Genomic DNA, 14,794 nt, shown 5'->3' with positions numbered 1-14,794 from the left:
CCGCTCACGCTATTTTTCAGCCACCGCCTTCATATTCGCCAGGCCGGTCTCGAAGTCCTTACCGATCATGCTGTCCATGCTCACCAAGAGGCCCATCAGCTTGGTCGTGAAATTGCTTGGCCCGGACATGGTCCAGCTCACGGTGGTCAAATCGCCCTTGGGTTCCAGCGCGAACTGGGTCAGGCAGTGCGACTCGAACGGCTTCAGGAAATCAAGCTTGATGTCCACCTTGGTGGGTGTCTGGCCGGTGATCTCCATGCGTCCCGCACCAACCTTGTCGTCGCCTTGCCATGCGTAGACGGCGCCCTGATCCCTGGGCGCGCCGCTGAAGGTGCGCTGCATGGCCGGGTCCAGCTTTTCCCAGGGAGACCAGGACGTCCAGTTGTGGAAATCGCTGATCAGCGGCTGGATCTTCTCGGGAGGCGCCTTGATGGCGATGGTGCGCTGCACGCGGAAACTGTCCGGCTGCATCGCGGCCAGGCCCAGCACAATCAATACCAGAACGACGACACCGATGGCGATCTTCTTCAGCATGATTTCTCCCTTTTTTAAGATGCGCGTCTAGACTATCATGTTTTTTTGATCAGTCGCACCGGCAACGCGCTCGGCGTCATCGTGAAGGTGAAGCGCTCCTCGACCGGCGCCGCGCCCGGCACGCGCTCGATCGCGAAATTCTTGGCCAGCATGGACATCGCCATCTTGATCTCGGCCATCGCCAGATAACGGCCGGGACAGAAACGCGGCCCGCCGCCAAAGGGGAACAGCTTGCGCGCGGGATCGTCGCCGCTGCCGTTGGCGCCTTCCAGCCAGCGCTCCGGCTGGAATTTTTCCGGCTGCGCCAGGTCGCAATCGCGCTCCGACGCCTGGCGCAGCAGCAGGAAGATCAACGTACCGGCCGGCACCAGCAGATCGCCCACCACCGCGTCGTCGTTCGGCTGCGCCGCCATGACGGGCGCCACCGGCTTCAGGCGCATCGCCTCGCGGGTGGCGGCGTCGATGTATTTCAGGCGGTCCAGCAGATGGTAGTCGTCCAGCACAGCCTTGGAGCCCAGCACCTGCTCCGTCTCCACCGCCATGCTGCGCGCGGCCTGCGGATGGGACGACAGAAAATCGATCAGCCAGGCCGTCGTGTTCGACGTCGTATCCTCGCCGGCGAACACCATCGTGATCGCGTTGCCGACCACCGCCTCGTCGGTCAGACCGGAATCCGGCTCGTCGCGGGCGACGATCAGCGCCTCCAGCATATTGGATGGCTTCTGCCGCAATGCCGGATTGGCCTCGATGCGCTTGCGGGCATCGGCGATGAAGCCAAAGATGGCGCGCTGGATGCGCGCGGCGGCGGCGATGGCCTCGTGGTCTTCGGCGCGCTTGAGCATCGAGATGCGCCAGTAGGCAAACGGCGACGTCAATCGCTTGGCCACCAGTTTGAACAAGAATTCGATATCGCGCTGCAGCGGATGCTCCTCCAGCTCCAGCGTGTTGATGTCCTGGCCCATCGCCAGGCCGATGGTCACATCCAGCGTATAGGCCTTCAGGTCGCGCAGCACATCGACCGGCCTGCCGGCGGCGATGGCGGCGTCCCAGCGCAGGCGCAGGCGTTCGGTCAGCGCCGTCAGCGTGGGGAAGAAGTTATGGATCACTTCCGGCGTCAGCGCCCGCATCACCAGCTTGCGCTGGCGGCGCCAATCCTCGCCCTCCGCCGTGAACAGGCCGCGCGTGCCGACTTCGTTCAGCATCTCGGCAGTACGGCTGGAGCGGCGCATCGCGTCGGGCCGATCGCGCAGCAGGCTGGCGATCAGTTCGCGGTCCGATATGGCGACGATTTCCTTGCGCATGATGCGGAACTTGTAAATGGCGCCGAACTCGCGGCTCCAGTCTTCCAGCGCCTGATGCAAAGGACGGCGATTGATATCGCGGACATTACCCAGCAGCGGCCGGCCCTTCGGCCCAGGCAGGTCGGCGAGGCTGCGCAGCTGCGGCGGCGCGACGGACGTCAGTTCCATGGTGTTCCCCATTCGATTAAGTCTCCGCGTACACTATACCCTGAAATGTTGACGATATACTCACTCAATTGAGGAAAGCCATGCTATCGCACGTCTACGTAGGGATTAACGACTTCGAACCCGCGTTCGCCTTCTACCATGCGGTGATGGCGGAGCTGGGCACACGTCTGCGCTTCAGCGACGCCGCCAAACCGTGGGCGGCGTGGCAGCCGGCCGAGGGCGCGCGCCCCCTGTTCATCATCGGGAAGCCGCATGACGGCCAGCCTGCCGCCTGCGGCAACGGCCAGATGATGGCCTTGATGGCGCCGACACGCGCAGCAGTCGACCGAGCGCATGCCGCCGCGATGGCGCATGGCGGCCAGTGCGAAGGCCCGCCGGGGCTGCGGCCGCACTACCACGCCAACTACTACGGTGCCTACTTCCGCGACCCGGAGGGGAACAAACTCTGCGTGGTCTGTCACGACGCCGAATAAGGTGCACTGATAACCGTCCCCTGGTGGAAAACGATCTGCCACACGTCATTTGTCTTCCGCCAGAGCGTCGTCCGGCGCGTCCGCCGGTTTGGCTGCTGTAGAACATAGTTGAGCTGATAGAGGTCCTGGGCGATCTGGCGGATGGCAAAGTCCGAGCACGACCAGTCGTCGGGTTCCGGCGTCTTGTAGCGCTCCAGCAGATGCGCGATCACGAAGTCGCGATCATAGGTCGCGCCGCTGGCGCCTATCTCCCAAAAATCGTCAACCGTCATGTCAAGCAGGTCTGCGCGGCTGGTGCCGAACTCGCGGCGATGGAAGATAGGCTCGCGCGCCCTGAGCACTTCGAGTATCGAATCGAGATCGGAATTCAGCATCTGTTAATCCTGTTTAAGTTTATAAAACACCTGGCCGATTGCTGCAATGCGTCACTATTTCGACGGGTATAATCCGCAGTCGCATGCTAGACCAAAACCTCCTCGCCAGCGTGCACCATATCAAAACTAAAGGACTCTTCGTGCATCGTTCACTGATCAGCGCCGCTTGCTGCGCCCTACTCCTCTGCTCCACGCCATCGCTGTACGCCCAGACCGCCGCGCCGGTATCCGGCATCGATCTGAAAACCCTGGACCCGGCGGTACGTCCGCAGGATGATTTCTACGGTTACGTCAACGGCGTCTGGACCCGCAACACCGAGATCCCGGCCGACAAATCGACCTGGGGCACCTACATCGAATTGCGCGAAACCGCGCAAGGCCAGCTGCGCGCCGTGATCGACGCCACGCTGAAAAATCCCGGCAAGGCAGGCAGCGACGCGCACAAGATCGCCGACCTGTACTCCAGCTTCATGAACGACAAGGCGCGCAATGCCGCCGGCTTCAAACCGTTGAAGGCCGACCTGGCCCACGTGGCCGCCATCAAGGACAAGAAGGACTTGCCGGCGTTGTTCGCCTACCTGCAACGCAATGGCATACAGACGCCGTTCTCGGCCTACGTCGCGGCCGATGCGCAGGACCCCGAGCACTATACCGTCAGCATCAGCCAGTCCGGCCTGGGCCTGCCTGACCGCGACTACTACCTCAAGGACGACGACGCCAAGCTCAAAGCCGTGCGCGCCAAATACCAGCAGCATATCGAAACCATGCTGACCATGAGCGGAGACAAGGAGGCCGGCACACACGCCGCCCAGATCCTCGACATCGAGACCCGCCTGGCCGCGGCGCAATGGACCCGCGTGCAGATGCGCGATCCGGTGAAGTCGTATAACCGCGTCGAGTTCGACAAATTCGCGACGCTGGCGCCGGCCTTTGACTGGAAGGCTTACTTCACCGCTGCCGGCCTGTCGCCGAAAGAATCGTCGGCCGTAGTGCGCCAGCCAAGCTTCCTTGGCGGCTTGTCCGAGATCCTGTCCAACGTGCCGCTGGAATCGTGGAAGAGCTATTTCAACTGGCGCATCATCGAAAGCTATGCGTCCTATCTGAACGACGCCGCCGTCAAAGAACGCTTCGCCTTTGAAGGCACGGTGCTGCGCGGCGTGCCGCAAAGCGAACCGCAATGGCAGCTGGCGCTGCGCTTCACCGATGGCGCGCTTGGCGATGCTGTCGGCAAGCTGTACGTGGAAAAATATCTGCCGGCAGAAACCAAACCGCGCGTGATGGCGATGTTTAATAACTTCGTGGCCTCGTTCAAGGACGGCATCGAGAAGCTGGACTGGATGGGGCCGGAGACCAAGAAGGAAGCCCAGCTCAAGCTGGCGGCCTTGAAACCGAACATCGCCTATCCGGATAAATGGCGCGACTACAGCGCCATGAAAACGCAGAAGAATGACCTGATCGCCAACGTGCGCGCGGCACGCGCCTGGAGCCGCCAGCGCAACCTTGAGAAGCTCGGTCAAACCGTGGACCGCGATGAATGGTCGATGACGCCGCAGACCGTCAACGCCAGCTACAGCCCGTCGCTGAACGCGATCACGATCCCGGCCGCGATCCTGCAGCCGCCGTTCTTCAACGTGAAGGCTGAAGACGCGGTCAACTACGGCCTGCTCGGCATCACCTTCGGGCACGAGATCAGTCATGCCTTCGACGACTCCGGCAGCCAGTACGATGCCAAGGGCCGCCTGCGCAACTGGTGGACTGCCGAAGACCGTACCGCCTTCAAGGCGCGTGCAGCAGGCCTGGTCAAACAATATGGTTCGTACAGCCCGGTGCCGGGTTACTTCATCAACGGCGAGCTGACCCTGGGTGAAAACATCGGCGACAACTCGGGCCTGTCTATCACGTATCAGGCGTATCAACGTTCGCTGCAAGGCAAGCCGTCACCAGTGCTGGACGGCCTGACCGGCGAGCAGCGCCTGTATATCGGCTTTGCGATGAAGTGGCGCGCCAAGCTGCGCCCGGAAGCGGCAATCGCCCAGATCAAGAGCGATCCGCATTCGCCTGGCGAATTCCGCGCGAAGGGCACGGTAATGAACCAGCCGGGCTTCTACCAGGCGTTTGATATCAAGCCGGGCGATCCGATGTATCTGCCGCCGGAACAGCGCGTCATCATGTGGTAAGGATGGTTCGACATGCCTCGACCGCGCGCGGTTGAAGGCATGGTCGGATGACTCTCCCCTTTTCGGCCCGGTCGGCATGATGTCCGGGGTAAAGGGGGATTTCTATCCGTCGCGACAGCGGCGTGAATGCGGGATTTTCTCAGCTCGCACATACACTCGCGTTGTACTTCCGAAATCGCCCCATCTCGGACCTTGAGAAGCGCTGACAAATTCAGGGCCAATTTGGAAATTGGAACTGTTGCCTAAATCCTGCTACAGGCTCCGCTAACACCATTCAGCAAGCGCGGATATCCTCATAAAGCTCAGGTTCATTCAGGCTATTTCTTAAAAGTGAATGCGTGACTTTTCTCAAAAATTCATTCGCATGACTTGAGTTGCGCAAGATCGTAAACTCGCCCTCAAAGGTCAGAATGGAACCGTGCGCGACGGCGCTACGATAACCATATAGCTTATCCCAAACCTTCTTCGGAGACGTATTTCCGAAATAAGCATCATACGGGATTGGTTGATCAAACCTGCGGGACAGTAGTGCAACTTTAGTTGTAATTTGATGATTAATGGAGTCGCCCTTGTCAATCGGCTTGTGAGTTATAAGTGATTCGATAATCGCGAAGAGTCCCAGAACTTCAAACAAGGTTTCAGAGGATTGAGCATTGAGCAACCACAATCTTTGCAGGGCGTGTTCTATTACTGAGTGAGTTCCTGGTCGTCTATCGGGCCCAAGGAGGTTAGCAATCGCAGCGTACACCTTGGTCACTTGCAACAACGATTCAGGAGTCAGTACAACACCTTTTTCTATCCCTGCGGAAGAGTGCATCATGTTTAGAAGCTGATCATGCCATCCTGCTCCCCCATAGCTATCAATATGAAGCCCTTGATTGTTGAACGGAGTGTCACATAGTTCCGAGGCATAGCCAATCCAATGGCTCGTAGAGCCGGCTGAGGGAGTGCGAATTACATAGTAGCGCCAATCTTTGGCGTCCAATTGAGTCCAATGCCAGCTCGATTGATTTTCATTTGAAACTACAGTTACTTTATCGTATTCGTATTGCAAGTACGGAGTTTCAAACTGGCTGCTAGGGCGCCGACTACTCAGCAACGCCTTTAGCGCGTCTCGTTCTTCGTTAGTGGCGCGATCAATAACACAGTTCGGAGCCACCGTAAAGGGAAAAACTCCGTCATCAACTTGAACGCGCCCCAAAATCAACGATACTCGACGGGAGTTCAGGAATCTAACTTCAAAACTACCATTCTCTGGATTGGATGCAGATGAAGACGTCGTCATAATATTGGAACTGCTATTGTCATTTCTAAATATTCGCAAAAAATGTCAGCTTCCGTTTGCTGACTTCTTAGCCCAAAAAACGAGCAATTCCCTTAGTAGCGAGCGCAATGAAAGGAACGATAATTTCATAAATTTCGAGGTCCGCTTCTGGCCGATAGCGAACGAGGTTAAAGCAGCGCTCAGCTAAAAACGCCAACCACGTTATAGACAAACCCGCCGAACATCAGAGCCATCGACAACCACATTGCTGGCAGCAGGCGAGGAGGAAACAACTTGGCGTAGGCATTGCGCTCCGCGCTGTCGTCGAGACGGACCGGCATACGCGCAACGCGGAAGAAGTCGCCGTAGGGGACGAAGGCCCAGATGCAGCAATATAGGCCTAGGCCAGCGCCCATCAGGGCGTGGCCCAGCTGGCCGCTCGGAACCAAAAATACGGCATTGGCGACCAGTGCGATACCGACAATGGAAGCGGCTACGGAAACAAGGGTCGCACGGTTCGGTTGAAATCGCATCATCTTTACTTTCAATGGTTCTACGAGCAGAGCCACATGATAGCGCCGCGAACAAAGAAAACATACTCTTCAATTCTCACACGTCACCGTTCAATTTTCAGCGTTCAAAGACGATGTGGACGTATATGCATGCGATTGTAGGTCACCTCTTGGCCGATCTCAGCCTGAAGTAACAGGATACCAGCTTGTCGAAATGAAAATGTCTCACATTCCCACAATGCAATGACGATTGCGTAGTAAAAACGCATGAGAAAGCTCTAATCGGCGTCAACCGACTTCACGCCCGGAGCCCATCCAACGGATCCCCGCAATCCCTGTCATCTCGCCGGCTTCCAATCGTTTTGTCGATGCCGTGCACATTGTGGCGCTGACGGAAAATGGCCAGTCCGGCCTGCAACAGGAAGTGGGCATCGATTTCATCGATAGCCGCCAACAGGCTCTGAATTCGATAGCCCTGCCCGATGAGATCAAACCGGTGGACTATTCCCTAATGGCCGTCTACAACAGTTTTACCTACGCCTCGCGCGATGACGCGCTGAACGTGACCATGATGATCAATACGTTGACGCCATCGTTGCCTGATCCCGGCCCAACGCCCCCGGTCTCCGAACCGGAAAGCTACGCCATGCTGTTGGCCGGCCTTAGCACGCTCGCTTTGCTGGCTCGGCGTAAGAAGGCCCGCAGCGTTTGATCGAGTCGCGCATCGTCACGCCTTGGCCACACGCGGACCAAGGCATGATGCTTTTTGTGCTTCGACAGACTGCTTAACGAGGGCGCTTAGGATGGCATCTAGCTCATGTGAAAAATCCACTCATTGTCAAGCCAACGGCATGAACCTTCCAATTCAAAGCGGTCTATAATGGTCTTCCGTGAAGTCTAAACTTAGATAGACCATGGCGACGACTACAAAAAAACCGCTACCCCGCCCATCGACCGCCGGTGTGACAAGACTGGTTCCCCGCAGTGGCATCGCGGCCAAGAACCAGCACACAGGCACCTTCAACAGTGATTCAGCAACTGCAATCGAGGACATGCGCCGCGGCATCCCCTCCAGTGTGGTACCAATGATCGCAAATCGCTTCGGAATGAGTCAGGATGAACTGTTCGTGGTGTTGCGGCTGCCGCGCAGCACGATGAAAAGCCGCATCAGCAAGAACGGGGTGCTCTCCTCTTCCGAACAAGACCGCGTGTATCGCGCCGATCGTGTCTGGTCGCGTGCGTTGGAGGTGCTGGAAGACGAAAATGCCGCTCGCGCATGGATACGCCGTAGCAATCGTTCGCTAGGCGGCGAAACTCCATTGTCGCTGTTGGATACCGAAGCGGGCTACGAGCTCGTGCTGCACACACTGGGCCGGATCGAATACGGGATCATATCCTGATGGCTACAGCGCCGCAAATATTGTGGCGGATCGTCAAGCATACCTCCAAGTACGCGGCCGATGACCTCAGTGGCGGCGGCGCCAAACTCACAGGTGGCCGTTGGAACAGCAAAGGTAATTCTGATCAACCCATTGCACTCGGCACATCGCAGGTACTGAGGCAATTCATCTACGATCCACGGCTTTGACAACTAGCTTGGCTAGCTGTCAAAGCGTATCACTAGTTGCTACATGTATCAGGCCAGCGCTTCTTTCGCCGCTTCCTCGGGCGACAAGCCGTCGTAAAACAGATCGGTGAACCACTCGACCTGTTCTTCGATATGCTCCTGCGCCTGCTCCTGCGTGGCACCGCCCTTCACCAGGAAGCCCTCCACTTCGATACACCAGTTGATCAGTTCCAGGGTTTCCGGGTCCAGTTCTTCTTTTTTCTTTGCCATGATAGTTCTCTACATCGTGATGGATACAAGCCGCCAGTGTAACAGGCGGCCCGGTTACTTCGCCGGATACAGCACCACCTGCACATAATTGTTCATGTCAAAGTAGCGCTTGGCGGCGTCTTTCAACTCGGCCGCCGTCAACGCTGCCACACGCGATTCGTAGGTCAGCACTTCGTCCGGATCGGTCTTGTTGAAGAAGGCGTTCATCAACACCCCCATCCAGTAACCGTTCTCGCGCAAGCCCCTGCGGTAGTTCTCGATCCACGAAGCCTTTACCTTAGCCAGGTCCGCCTCTTCCGCGCCGTTCTCCTTGATCTTGTCGATCTCCGCGAATGTCGCCGCCAGCACCTTGTCGACATTCTCCGGCGCGCACGGCAGGTTGGCCGTGATCGAATAATTCTGGTACGGGATGCGCTCCATGTTCCCCCGTACGCCACCGCTGTACATCGCGCCCATCTTCTCGCGCAGCACCTCGATCAGTTTGATGTTCAGCACCTCGATCAGCGCCTGCAAGCGCATGCGCTCCTGCGCCGAGAACGACGCGTCACCGGTAAAGGACAAGGAGATCGTGCTCTTCGGCTCAGAGCCCGCATGCACTTCCTTCTTGACCACGCCGCGCACCGGGCGCACACCTTCATCCTTGAACGCCACCGGAATCTCGCCCACCGGCAGGCTGGCCAGATAGGTGGCGATCAACGGCTTGATCTTCTCGACATCGAAGCTGCCGGCCACGAAGAAGGTAAAGCCCTTGGCGCTGGACATGCGGCTGCTGTAGATATCGACCACGCGGTCCATGCCCAGTTGGTCGAAGTCGGCCGGCTTCGGCGCCCGCTGCACGCGCGGGTTATTGTTGTACAGCGTCGCAGTGATGGTGTCATTGAAGATCGACTCCGGCCGCACCATATTGTTCTTCGCCAGTTCGCGCTGACGGTCCACGTAGGCACTGTAGATGGCGGCATCCTTGCGCGGCTGCGTCATGTTCAGGTACACCAGCTGCAGCATGGTCTCGACGTCGCCGCTGCCGGAGCCGCCGCTGACGGTCTCGTTGATCGAGCTGACGCTGGCGTTGGCGCCCGCCGTCTTCCCGGCCAATACCTTCACCAGATCGCTCGGCGTGTAATCGCGCACGCCCATCTGGTGCACGATGTTGCTGGCGTAGCGCGCGTTGAACAGGTCCTGGTCGCCGAACAGCGACCAGCCGCCGTAACGCAAGCCTGCGAGTATCACCTGGTCGTTATTGAAGTCGGTAGGCTTGAGCACCACCTTGACGCCGTTACTCAGCGTAAGCTCCGTCAGTCCCAGTTTGGCGTTGACGCTCTCGCTGACGATGCTGCCCGCCTTGGGCGGCGCCGCCATCAACTGGCTGGAATAGACCTTCTCCTCCTGCGCCTTGACGCTAATCTTCTCGGCCGCGCTGGCAGTGGCCAGCAGCTCTTCGGCCTTCGGCGCCGGCACGCCCTCCGTCTCGGTACCCGTGTAGATCACCAGTTTGTTCTGGCCGTCCGGGATCGCCGCACGCACGGCGGCGTTCACCTCCGACAGCGCGATGCCCGGTATCAGCTCGCTGGCGTAGCGGTACTCCATCGCGATGCCGGGGATGGTCTCCTTGTCGAGGAAATTGCGAATGTACTCCGCCGCATAGCCGGCCGAATCCGATTTATCGCGCTCGTTGTACATGCGCTCGTAGTTGCGCAGTATGCCCTTCTTGGCGCGCTCCACCTCGGACGCGGTAAAGCCGTACTGGCGCGCGCGCTGGTCTTCCTGCACCAGCGCGTTGATGGCCGGCGTGGCGCCGCCCTTGCCCAGCACCGCACCGGCACCGAACGAACGGTAGCCGCGCATCACGGGGCTCATTCCGCTGCCGCCTTGCAGGAACGGCGGGTTGGCTTGCTGCGTCAGCTCGTGCATGCGTTGGCTGAGGATAAAGCTGTACATATTCTCGATCAGCTTCTGGCGATAGTCGGCGATGGTGGTACCGGCCGGCCATTCCTGGATCGGGTAGCGGATGAAGATCGAGTTCGCGCCGACCTCCTTGTCCGTAAACACCACGCCTTCGGATGCCGCGCGCTCGGGGATCTTGGCGTATTCGCGCGGACGCTCGTTCTGCGGATTTTTCAACCCACCGAAATGCTGGGTGATCAGCTTTTCCGCGTCGGCCGGCTCGATATCGCCGACTACCACCACCGCCATCAGGTCCGGGCGATACCAGTCGCGGTAGAAGCGCTTGACGGCGTCGTACTTGAAGGTCTTGAGGATGTCCTCTTTACCGATCGGCATGCGCTGGGTATAGCGCGAGCCGTTCAGCACCTTCGGCAGCAGCACCTTGTTCATGCGGTCGTCGACGCCCTTCCCCAGCCGCAGTTCCTCCAGCACGATACCGCGCTCGCTGTCGATGTCAGCGTCGTTGAACGACAGGCCGTGCGCCCAGTCCTCCAGCACCTGGAAGCCCTGCTTCACTACCTCCGGCTTATCGGTCGGTATCGGCAGGATGTAGACGGTTTCGTTGAAGCTGGTGTAGGCATTCAGATCGGCGCCGAACTTCACACCGATCGACTGGAGATAGGACACCAGCTCGTTGCGCTTGAAATGGGTCGAGCCGTTGAAGGCCATATGCTCGGTGAAATGCGCCAGGCCTTGCTGGTCCTCGTCTTCCAGGACCGAGCCGGCCTTCACCACCAGCCGCAGCTCCAGCTTTTTCTCCGGACGGGTGTTCTTCTGCACGTAGTATGTGAGGCCGTTGGCCAGCTGGCCCACCTTGACCTGCGGGCCTACCGGTATCGGATCGCTCAGTTTCAACGGCGGCTGATCGGCGGCTTGCGCCATGAGGGAACACGCCAAAAGAACGGCGGCGGAGGCGCTACGCATTATCATCAGCTTCATACCTGTTGCATAATTAAGAAGGAAAAAAGCTACCTTACACTGAAATTCTTAATTTTGGCTATATTCCTTTCTAAACCGGCTTGCCCAGCCTGACGTAGCGGTACACCAGTACCAGCGCGCCGGCATAGGCCGCGGTGATCAGGCAGAAGGCCAGCGGCAAGCGCCACGCCCATTCGGACACCATATGCATCACGGTGCCCATCATCGCCACGCCGACCAGGGCGCCGATCTGGCGATTGGCGTTCAACGCGGCGGCGGCGCTGTTGGCGTGCGCCTTGCCGGCCACCAGCATCACCGTCGCCGTCATGCCCGGTATCGCGATGCCGATAGCGAAGTTCATCGCCACGGCGGCCAGCACCAATTGCAGGTACGGCGTTTGCGGCGTCAGGCCGATCAGCATCACGAACGCCATGCCCAGGCCCACCATCAGGCCATACATCATCGGCGGCCGCGTGCCGACGCGGGCGGTGATGCGCCCCGAAGTCAGGTTGCCGACCGCGAAAGCGGCCATCATCGGTATCAGCTTCAAGCCGGTGTGCAGCGCATCCGCGCCGGACTGCTGGATATAAAGGCTCAGCAGGAACAGCTGGCCAAACACGGCGAAATTAATCAGGAAGCCGACACCGTTGGCCGCAGCGAAAGCCGGTGTGTCGAACAGCGCCCGTGGCAGCAAGGGATGCGCGCCGGTGCGCTCGCGCCGCACCAACAGGAATGCGGCCAGCACCGTCGCCGCCAAGGCCACCAACACCGGCGCCGAGCCCCAACCCAACGACGGACCTTCGATCAGCACAAAGCTCAGGCCCGCCAGCGCAGCCACGCCCAGCAGATGGCTCAGCATCGACAGCGCGCGCTCCAGGCGCGGCGTGGCCGGCGCCACCACCTGCGTCAGCACGATGCCGAGCAGGCCGATAGGCACGTTCACCCAGAACACGCTGCGCCAGCCGAACGTATGGACCAGCAGCCCGCCCACCAGCGGGCCTGCCGCCGATGAACAGCCGACGATCGCCGACCACGTGCCCAGCATGCGCGCGCGGGTGGCCTGGTCTTCATAGGCGTGCGTCAGCAGGCTCAGTGAACTCGGCATGAACAGCGCCGCGCCAGCGCCTTGCAGCAGCCGCGCGGCGATCAGCGCGTTGCCGCTGGGGGCCACGGCGCACAGCGCCGAACCAAGAATGAACACGCTCAAGCCGCCCTGGTAGACGTTCTTGGGGCCGTAGCGGTCGGCCAGCGCGCCGCCGGCCATCAGCAGCGCCGCGAAAGTTAGCGTGTAGCCGTCCACCACCCACACCAAACCGGTGAGCGGCACGCCCAGGCTGAGCGAGATGTCGGACAAGGCGGTATTGACGGCGGTGACGTCGACCATCGCCATCACGAAGCCTATGGCCAGTGTCATCAACACCAACAAGGCGGGAATCTGGCGCGGCTCGATGGCCGGCGCCGCGGTGCCAGGAGTAATCATGATGCTTCCTTGAGTAAGTTTGCATCGATGTTAGTCGTCTTGCATGATGCAGTAAATACGCATAAGATCAGCACTCCGATGCAAAAATGCATCACCACCGGATACCCGCATGGACTGGGACAATGCCAGGATCTTCCTCGCCATCTACCGCAAGGGCACGCTGCGCTCGGCCGCCGCCGCCCTCGATATCGATCAGGCCACCGTCGGCCGGCGCCTCAACGCGCTGGAAAAGTCACTCGGCGCACGCCTGTTCCTGCGCACGCCGTCCGGCTACCTGGCCACGCCAGCCGGCGAGCTGGCCGTCACCGCCGCCGAATTGATGGAGCACGCGGCCCTGCAGTTCCAGCGCGAGATGCAGGGCATCGACAACCGGCTGTCAGGCATCGTGCGCGTCGCCACCTCGGACACCATCGCCAGCCACTCGGTGCTGGGCGCCATGCAGCGGCTGCATATCGTGCATCCGGAAATCCGCATCATCCTGAGCACCAGTACCGAGATCACCAACCTGACCCGGCGCGAAGCCGACCTGGCGGTGCGCACGCTCAAGCCCACCAGTCCCGACCTGATCTCGCGCCACCTGACCCGGCGCAGCATGGGCCTGTACGCCACGCCCGCCTACCTGGCCGAGCGCGGCGTGCCGGTCCAGGGCAACGGCATGCAAGGCCACGACATCATCATTTACCAGGGAGCGGTGGCGCCGCGCCACATGGAAAAGCTGTGCTTCGAACCCATTGCCAACGCGCGCGTGGCGATAGAAGTCAACAGCGGCATGATGATGCTGGACGCGGCCCGGCGCGGCATGGGCGTGGCCGAACTGCCCTGCCACATGGCCGACGGCGATCCGCAGCTCACGCGCATCTGGCCCGACCGCGTCGACCATTACGATGTCTGGCTGGTGATGCACAGCGACCTGAGTCGCAGCGCCCGCGTGCGCGCCGCCGCCGACGCCATCATCGCCACCTTCGCCGAAGAATAGGCGCCTGAGGCGGACGTACGCCGACGCTGCGGCAGTGCTAAGATGTCAATATGAGCATAGAAGCAGCCATCCCGTCTGCGCTGAAGCGCCTGAACCACGCAACCGCCGCCTGGCTGAACAGTTGGTGGCGGCTGCTGCAATTCGCGGTGTTGATGCTGTCGCTGGCGTTCACGCCCGGCAGCTACGGCGGCGCCAACCGCAACCTGCTGGCGCGCCACATCGTGCGCGACACCGCGCCCAACCTGGCCTGGTACGGTGTGCTGTCGGCGCTGGTCAGCCTGGTGCTGATCCGCATCGTGGTGGTCACATCGCGGAGCTACGGCCTGTCGCGCTTCGCGCTGGAGATGGTGGTGCGCGTGCTGGTGCTGGAACTGATCCCCTTGACCGCCGCCGCCTTCGTCGCGCTACGCACCACCCTGCCCGCCGGATTGGAGTTCTCGCAAAGCCGCAACAACGCCGCCAATACCAGCAACGACGAGCTCCAACGGGAATTCTTCCCGCGCGTGGCGGCCGGCGTGTTCGCCGTCTGGATGCTGGCCGCCGTCAGCTGCGTGACGACGCTGATCCTCGCCTACCTGTCGCTGTACGGCTTCACGCCATGGGCGCTGCCCGGCTACACGCGCGTGGTCGGCCAGGTCTTCAATCCGGCGGTGGCGCTGATCCTGGTGCTGAAGATCGTCTTCTTCAGCTTTGCGGTCGGGCTGATTCCGATGGCCTCCTCCTTCTATTTCGGCGCCAGCTATCGCGCCAAGGTCACGCACGGCCTGTACGACATGGTGCGGCTGTTCGCCGTGATGCTGCTGATCGAGATCGCCTCATTGATGGGCAATTACTACTGA

General features: G+C 60.3%; 15 protein-coding genes. 7 read left to right on the top strand and 8 right to left on the bottom strand.

The window, feature by feature from the left end; all coding sequences use genetic code 11:
• Window positions 1–9: 9 nt before the first annotated feature.
• Window positions 10–534, bottom strand: coding sequence for an SRPBCC family protein (locus ACEN9O_RS18860; protein WP_495613371.1), 525 nt, complete (start codon window positions 532–534; stop codon window positions 10–12).
• Between the two features lie 35 nt (window positions 535–569).
• Window positions 570–2,003: a cytochrome P450 gene (locus ACEN9O_RS18855; RefSeq protein WP_495613370.1), complete on the bottom strand. Its 1,434-nt coding sequence runs from the start codon at window positions 2,001–2,003 to the stop codon at window positions 570–572.
• Between the two features lie 80 nt (window positions 2,004–2,083).
• Here ACEN9O_RS18855 and ACEN9O_RS18850 point away from each other — a divergent pair, with 80 nt between their 5' ends.
• Entirely contained in the window at window positions 2,084–2,476 is a 393-nt protein-coding gene (locus ACEN9O_RS18850; RefSeq protein WP_495613369.1) for a VOC family protein, read from the top strand.
• Here ACEN9O_RS18850 and ACEN9O_RS18845 read toward each other — a convergent pair.
• The gene (locus ACEN9O_RS18845) at window positions 2,461–2,850 is read right to left on the bottom strand and encodes a nuclear transport factor 2 family protein (RefSeq protein WP_495613368.1); all 390 of its coding nucleotides are present in this window, start codon (window positions 2,848–2,850) and stop codon (window positions 2,461–2,463) included. The genes ACEN9O_RS18850 and ACEN9O_RS18845 overlap by 16 nt on opposite strands.
• A gap of 140 nt (window positions 2,851–2,990) precedes the next feature.
• Between ACEN9O_RS18845 and ACEN9O_RS18840 the strand changes: the two genes are divergently transcribed.
• Complete coding sequence (locus ACEN9O_RS18840) at window positions 2,991–5,027, top strand: M13 family metallopeptidase (protein WP_495613367.1); 2,037 nt, start codon at window positions 2,991–2,993, stop codon at window positions 5,025–5,027.
• Between the two features lie 274 nt (window positions 5,028–5,301).
• Here the strand turns inward: ACEN9O_RS18840 and ACEN9O_RS18835 are convergent, their stop codons facing one another.
• Window positions 5,302–6,312 carry a hypothetical protein gene (locus ACEN9O_RS18835; RefSeq protein WP_495613366.1) on the bottom strand — a complete coding sequence of 337 codons (1,011 nt, stop codon included), beginning with the start codon at window positions 6,310–6,312 and terminating at the stop codon, window positions 5,302–5,304.
• A 179-nt stretch (window positions 6,313–6,491) separates the two neighbouring features.
• Window positions 6,492–6,827 (bottom strand): hypothetical protein, encoded by a 336-nt coding sequence (locus ACEN9O_RS18830; protein ID WP_495613365.1) that lies wholly within the window; start codon window positions 6,825–6,827, stop codon window positions 6,492–6,494.
• Window positions 6,828–7,176: 349 nt separating this feature from the next.
• On the opposite strand from ACEN9O_RS18830, the gene ACEN9O_RS18825 reads away from it, so the two are divergent.
• From ACEN9O_RS18825 to ACEN9O_RS18815, 3 genes are all read left to right on the top strand, one after another.
• Window positions 7,177–7,515, top strand: coding sequence for a PEP-CTERM sorting domain-containing protein (locus tag ACEN9O_RS18825; protein WP_495613364.1), 339 nt, complete (start codon window positions 7,177–7,179; stop codon window positions 7,513–7,515).
• Window positions 7,516–7,717: 202 nt separating this feature from the next.
• Window positions 7,718–8,203, top strand: a complete 486-nt coding sequence (locus ACEN9O_RS18820) for an Xre family toxin-antitoxin system antitoxin (RefSeq protein ID WP_495613363.1) — start codon at window positions 7,718–7,720, stop codon at window positions 8,201–8,203.
• On the top strand, window positions 8,203–8,391 hold the full coding sequence (locus tag ACEN9O_RS18815) for an RES domain-containing protein (RefSeq protein ID WP_495613362.1): 189 nt from the start codon (window positions 8,203–8,205) through the stop codon (window positions 8,389–8,391). The genes ACEN9O_RS18820 and ACEN9O_RS18815 overlap by 1 nt, the downstream gene beginning before the upstream one ends.
• A gap of 48 nt (window positions 8,392–8,439) precedes the next feature.
• Here ACEN9O_RS18815 and ACEN9O_RS18810 read toward each other — a convergent pair whose 3' ends face one another.
• The 3 genes from ACEN9O_RS18810 to ACEN9O_RS18800 form a co-directional block, all read right to left on the bottom strand.
• Window positions 8,440–8,640, bottom strand: a complete 201-nt coding sequence (locus ACEN9O_RS18810) for a hypothetical protein (RefSeq protein WP_495613361.1) — start codon at window positions 8,638–8,640, stop codon at window positions 8,440–8,442.
• A gap of 54 nt (window positions 8,641–8,694) precedes the next feature.
• The gene (locus ACEN9O_RS18805; RefSeq protein ID WP_495613360.1) at window positions 8,695–11,463 is read right to left on the bottom strand and encodes a M16 family metallopeptidase; all 2,769 of its coding nucleotides are present in this window, start codon (window positions 11,461–11,463) and stop codon (window positions 8,695–8,697) included.
• Between the two features lie 127 nt (window positions 11,464–11,590).
• Window positions 11,591–12,979 carry an MFS transporter gene (locus tag ACEN9O_RS18800; protein ID WP_495613359.1) on the bottom strand — a complete coding sequence of 463 codons (1,389 nt, stop codon included), beginning with the start codon at window positions 12,977–12,979 and terminating at the stop codon, window positions 11,591–11,593.
• Between the two features lie 109 nt (window positions 12,980–13,088).
• Here ACEN9O_RS18800 and ACEN9O_RS18795 point away from each other — a divergent pair, with 109 nt between their 5' ends.
• Entirely contained in the window at window positions 13,089–13,955 is an 867-nt protein-coding gene (locus ACEN9O_RS18795) for a LysR family transcriptional regulator (protein ID WP_495613358.1), read from the top strand.
• A gap of 50 nt (window positions 13,956–14,005) precedes the next feature.
• Window positions 14,006–14,794, top strand: a complete 789-nt coding sequence (locus ACEN9O_RS18790; RefSeq protein ID WP_495613357.1) for an MlaE family ABC transporter permease — start codon at window positions 14,006–14,008, stop codon at window positions 14,792–14,794.

The organism is Duganella sp. Dugasp78 (assembly GCF_059491455.1).
The sequence above is the reverse complement of the archived record's forward strand: the minus strand, read 5'-3'. Positions and strand labels throughout refer to the sequence as shown.

Bases quoted from the DNA above. Each gene is read 5' to 3' on its own strand.
- ACEN9O_RS18815 (WP_495613362.1), top strand. From the start codon at position 8,203: ATGGCTACAGCGCCGCAAATATTGTGGCGGATCGTCAAGCATACCTCC.
- ACEN9O_RS18835 (WP_495613366.1), bottom strand. From the start codon at position 6,312: ATGACGACGTCTTCATCTGCATCCAATCCAGAGAATGGTAGTTTTGAA.
- ACEN9O_RS18845 (WP_495613368.1), bottom strand. From the start codon at position 2,850: ATGCTGAATTCCGATCTCGATTCGATACTCGAAGTGCTCAGGGCGCGC.
- ACEN9O_RS18810 (WP_495613361.1), bottom strand. From the start codon at position 8,640: ATGGCAAAGAAAAAAGAAGAACTGGACCCGGAAACCCTGGAACTGATC.
- ACEN9O_RS18800 (WP_495613359.1), bottom strand. From the start codon at position 12,979: ATGATTACTCCTGGCACCGCGGCGCCGGCCATCGAGCCGCGCCAGATT.
- ACEN9O_RS18790 (WP_495613357.1), top strand. From the start codon at position 14,006: ATGAGCATAGAAGCAGCCATCCCGTCTGCGCTGAAGCGCCTGAACCAC.
- ACEN9O_RS18850 (WP_495613369.1), top strand. From the start codon at position 2,084: ATGCTATCGCACGTCTACGTAGGGATTAACGACTTCGAACCCGCGTTC.
- ACEN9O_RS18820 (WP_495613363.1), top strand. From the start codon at position 7,718: ATGGCGACGACTACAAAAAAACCGCTACCCCGCCCATCGACCGCCGGT.
- ACEN9O_RS18805 (WP_495613360.1), bottom strand. From the start codon at position 11,463: ATGGCGCAAGCCGCCGATCAGCCGCCGTTGAAACTGAGCGATCCGATA.
- ACEN9O_RS18860 (WP_495613371.1), bottom strand. From the start codon at position 534: ATGCTGAAGAAGATCGCCATCGGTGTCGTCGTTCTGGTATTGATTGTG.
- ACEN9O_RS18830 (WP_495613365.1), bottom strand. From the start codon at position 6,827: ATGATGCGATTTCAACCGAACCGTGCGACCCTTGTTTCCGTAGCCGCT.
- ACEN9O_RS18855 (WP_495613370.1), bottom strand. From the start codon at position 2,003: ATGGAACTGACGTCCGTCGCGCCGCCGCAGCTGCGCAGCCTCGCCGAC.
- ACEN9O_RS18795 (WP_495613358.1), top strand. From the start codon at position 13,089: ATGGACTGGGACAATGCCAGGATCTTCCTCGCCATCTACCGCAAGGGC.